Source organism: Novosphingobium album (ex Liu et al. 2023) (assembly GCF_029076845.1).
Lineage (GTDB): Bacteria > Pseudomonadota > Alphaproteobacteria > Sphingomonadales > Sphingomonadaceae > Novosphingobium.
This window is the reverse complement of the sequence record NZ_JARESE010000061.1, coordinates 1-4,006: the sequence shown is the minus strand read 5'-3', so window position 1 is coordinate 4,006 and position 4,006 is coordinate 1. Positions and strand designations below refer to the sequence as shown.

General features: G+C 63.5%; 4 protein-coding genes. 3 read left to right on the top strand and 1 reads right to left on the bottom strand.

Features of this window, described 5'->3' with window-relative positions:
* Positions 1-236: 236 nt before the first annotated feature.
* The gene (locus PYV00_RS17195; protein WP_275229503.1) at positions 237-1,175 is read right to left on the bottom strand and encodes a LysR family transcriptional regulator; all 939 of its coding nucleotides are present in this window, start codon (positions 1,173-1,175) and stop codon (positions 237-239) included.
* Positions 1,176-1,276: 101 nt separating this feature from the next.
* Here PYV00_RS17195 and PYV00_RS17190 point away from each other — a divergent pair, with 101 nt between their 5' ends.
* Genes PYV00_RS17190 through PYV00_RS17180 form a run of 3 tightly spaced genes read left to right on the top strand, consistent with a single transcriptional unit; the run spans position 1,277 to position 3,941 of the window.
* A complete protein-coding gene (locus PYV00_RS17190; protein WP_037486856.1) occupies positions 1,277-1,834 on the top strand; it encodes a carboxymuconolactone decarboxylase family protein in 558 nt (185 codons plus the stop codon).
* Positions 1,831-2,820, top strand: a complete 990-nt coding sequence (locus PYV00_RS17185; RefSeq protein ID WP_037486857.1) for an ornithine cyclodeaminase family protein — start codon at positions 1,831-1,833, stop codon at positions 2,818-2,820. The genes PYV00_RS17190 and PYV00_RS17185 overlap by 4 nt, the downstream gene beginning before the upstream one ends.
* Before the next feature lie 23 nt (positions 2,821-2,843).
* Positions 2,844-3,941 (top strand): cupin domain-containing protein, encoded by a 1,098-nt coding sequence (locus tag PYV00_RS17180; protein ID WP_037486858.1) that lies wholly within the window; start codon positions 2,844-2,846, stop codon positions 3,939-3,941.
* The last annotated feature ends 65 nt before the right edge of the window (positions 3,942-4,006 follow it).

Genomic DNA, 4,006 nt, shown 5'->3' with positions numbered 1-4,006 from the left:
CCGCGTCGTATAATATTATCAAGTAATCATAGGTTTAAGGCATTCCAACGTTATGCAACAAAGCCTATTGTGTCGCAAAGGCCTGTCCATGGCTGTCTCATTACAGACTGCACCGCAACACTGCATTTCTAACTGGGAAAAACCTAATTCGGGCTGGGGGATTCGAGAGGCGATGGCGATGGTAGCGCCGCGCCGCGGCCGGATCGAGGTTCATATGACGCCGGGCAGGCGCCTGATTATCGTCCGCCATCTCGCATGACCTGAGCGTCCCCGGTCGGGTCCGGCCCTGGCGTGGCAAACACCGAATCGATGAATTTGCGCGTGGTCGCCCCGAGTTCGCCGGCACGCCAGGCCAGCGCAAAGCGCACCACTGCCCGTTCGGCGGTGGCGTCGGGAACCTCAAGCGGGCGGAAGGCAACCCCGCGCATCCGCAGGCGCTCGGCCGAAGCGGGCACGATCGCAACGCCTTCGCCGCAGGCGACGATGCCGATGACCGCCTCGGTGGTCGGCGCCTCATGCGCTATTTCGGGATCGAAATTCGCGAGGCGGCACAATGCGAGCAGATCGGCCTGGAAGTTGAAGCCGCGCGTGGATTCATAGGTCACGAACCGGCTCGATCGCAGATCGGCGGGGGAAACCGCGCCACTGTGCGCCAGCAGCGGGTGTCCGAGCGGCAAGGCGGCCACCAGCGGTTCGCTGTGAACGAAGCGGGTTTCGATCAGTTCGTCGAAAATCGGCAGGCGCAGAATCCCGACGTCGATTTCGCCGCTTCTGAGCGCCTCGATCTGATGCAGGACAGACATGGCGCTGAAGCGAAGCTCGACGTCGGCCGTGGTCTCCCGAAACCGCCGGACCAGTGAGGGAAGGAGCGAATAAACCGTCGAGCCTCCGAAGCCGAACGTCAGCGTTCCGCTCAGCCCCATTCCTGTCCGCCGTGCAAGGTGGATGCCGTCGTCAAGCGCCGCCAGCGCCTTTCGCGCACTCAGCATGAGGCTGGCCCCCGCGGGCGTCAGCGCGACATGATGCTTGTCCCGATCGAACAGCCTGGTGCCGATCTCGCTCTCAAGCTCGCGGATCGCCCGACTGAGCGGAGGTTGCGAAATGTGGCAGCGTTCCGCCGCGCGGGTGAAGTTCAGTTCCTCCCCCACAGCAACGAGATAGCGCATCTGCCTCACATCCAACGTCATACCTCCAGAGCATTGCCAATGCTCTGATAATGTATTTCCGAAACGATGGCAAAGAAAGGATGATCCGTGCACGCAGAAGGAGACGCGATATGAGCGCGCGCATCGAGAGGCTTGGCTTCGAGCAATTGGCGCCGGGGGTGCAGTATGTCCTGCGCTCCAAATATGAACGGCTGGGCTATCTCGGCGAGTTCTTCCAGGTGACCGGCGTCCAGCCGGTGGTCCTGACCTCCTTCATGGAAATGACCGACGCGCTCAAGGTCGCTCTGCCGGAACATTTGACCGAGCTGGGCGCGCTGACCGTCGCAACGTTGATGGAAAACCGCTACGAACTGCACCAGCATGAGCGGCTTTCGAAGCGGCTGGGCTTCGGCGAAGCCTGGATAGCGGCCGTCGAGCAGGCGGATCCCGATGTCGCGCCGGAGCTTTCGGATGCCGAGCGCGATGTCCAGCGCCTGATCATCGCCATGCTGCGGCGGCGCGGCAAGGATGTGCAGGCCGAACTTGATAAGACGATCGAAGCGATCGGGGCGGAAGAGGCGATCGCGGTGATGTTCCTCGTGGGCCGTTACGTCACGCACGCGCTGATTGTGAACTCCCTCGATCTTCAGCCGCCTGTTCCCTCGATTTTCGATCGGACCGTGAAATGAGCGAAGGGCTTTGGATTTCCGAGGCGGAAGTCGTCTCGCTGATGGCGCTGCCGCAGGCGATCGATGCGCTGCGCGACGGGCTTCGCGAAGAGGCGGCGGGCCGCGCATCGAACATGGTCAAGACGCACGCGAGCTGGGCGAACGGATCGACGTTGCACGCGATCGGCGCGGTGTTCGACGGGTGGGGAACCGTCGGCACCAAGACCTGGGCGCACACGGCCGGGGGCGCGATGCCGCTGCTGATCCTGATCGACAGCGAAAATGGTTCGGTTCAGGCGATCATCGAGGCTTTCGCGCTGGGGCAGATGCGCACGGGCGGCATCAGCGGCCTCGGCACCGATGTCATGGCGCGTCCCGATGCCAGCCGGATGACCATGATCGGAACCGGCAAGCAGAGTATCACGCAGGTGGCGGCGGTGGCGGCTGTACGGCCGCTGACGCGCGTGACCGTGTGGAGCCCGACGGCTGTGAATCGCGAGGCGCTGGCCGAAAAAATCGAAGCGAAGCTCGGCGTGGAAGCGATTGCGACGCAGACGCTCGACGAGGCGCTGGATTCGGCCGATATCGTCACGCTTGCGACCCGCGCGCGATCCCCCTTCCTCAGCGCGGACGCCCTCCCTCGCGGGGTTCATGTGAACGCGGTCGGCGCGATCACGCCCGAGCGCGCCGAATTTGACGCGGCACTCATCGAACGCGCCTCGGTGATGGCGGCGGACAGCGTGCCGCAGGTGCGCAAGCTCAGCCGCGAGTTCATGGATGCGTTCGGAGAGGACGAAGCCCGATGGCAGCGGCTGCAGTCCCTGTCGACGCTCGTTGCCGGGAACGCGAGGCGGCCCGCCGATGCCGATCTCACGCTTTTCAAGGCGATGGGGATGGGAATTTCCGATCTGTCGCTGGGTATCGCTCTCCTCAAGGCCGCGCGTGAGGCGGGGGCCGGCCGGCCGCTTCCGGCGATAACCCGCCAGGCGCCGCGCCTGACACTTTAGATTCCAAGGAAAGGACCGCGTCCATGACCCAGCCCCTGTTCATCGAAGCCAGTGGCGCGCTGCCGGAACGCGACGCACCCTGGGAGCCGATCGTCATCACCAAGGAACAGATCGATGCCGAGATCGAACGGCTAGCGGCGATGCCCCGGCCGGCGAACGGTCGGCGGCGGTCCTATTTCCAGCATCCGCGCAACGAACGCTCGATCGGGCTGGCGCCGGGCATCCAGGTGTCGCTCGACGTGCTGCTGCCGGGCGAGGAAACGTCGACCTTTCGCCAGAATTCGACCCAGGTGAATTTCGTCATTCGCGGGCGCGGCGCCACCGAGACGAGCGGCCAGCATCGCGAAACCGCGCTTTATGACGTCTGGAACACGCCATCGATGCGCATCTATCGCCACAAGAATATCGGCGATGATCTCTATGTCCGCCTGACCTATTCGAACGGCGCGCTGCTCGACATGATGAACATCCATGTCGTCGAGGAAAATCCGCAGCCGCTCCTGAAGTCGATCGACCGGGAGGATGAGCATGCGGCGGCGGACAGCACGCGCGTCAACCCCTATGGCACCTTCCAGCTGAACGAGGAAGGCGCGTGGATGATGCCCTATGAACGGCTGATCAACCCGCCGTCGGTGACCAGCCCCGCGCTCTACTGGCCGTGGGAGCAGGTCAAGGAGCATCTCGACAAGCTGGAAGCGCTGGGCAAGGATTATGTCGGCCGCAGGCTTTATCTGCTCTATAATCCGATGACCGGGCGTACCAACGGCACCACCCCCAATTTCTTCGCGACGATGACGTTGCGCCCGCCGAAGATCGTCGATCGGCCGCATCGCCACTCGTCCGCGGCGGTGAACTATTATTTCTCGGGTTCGGGGCGGTCGACCGTCGAGGGCAAGGTCTATGAATGGAAGGCGGGCGATCTGATGCTTTCCGCGCCGGGCTGGTCGGTCCACAATCATGCGAGCCATGACAATGGCCCGGTCTATGAACTGACGATCCAGGATCAGCCGCTCAACATCGCGATGGAATCGCTGCTGTGGCAGGAAAGCCTGAAGGAGCCGCCCGCGCTTCTCGGCGCCGAGGAAGGCTTCGCGACCAATCGTGAGGCGGTCGGCGGCTGATTGTAGCGCGACGATTACGGAGTCCGGTCGGCGTCAATTTTGATGGCCGATAGGTGGCCGCGCCG

Coding starts and splice junctions, on each gene's coding strand:
- PYV00_RS17190 (WP_037486856.1), top strand. CDS start 1,277: ATGAGCGCGCGCATCGAGAGGCTTGGCTTCGAGCAATTGGCGCCGGGG.
- PYV00_RS17185 (WP_037486857.1), top strand. CDS start 1,831: ATGAGCGAAGGGCTTTGGATTTCCGAGGCGGAAGTCGTCTCGCTGATG.
- PYV00_RS17180 (WP_037486858.1), top strand. CDS start 2,844: ATGACCCAGCCCCTGTTCATCGAAGCCAGTGGCGCGCTGCCGGAACGC.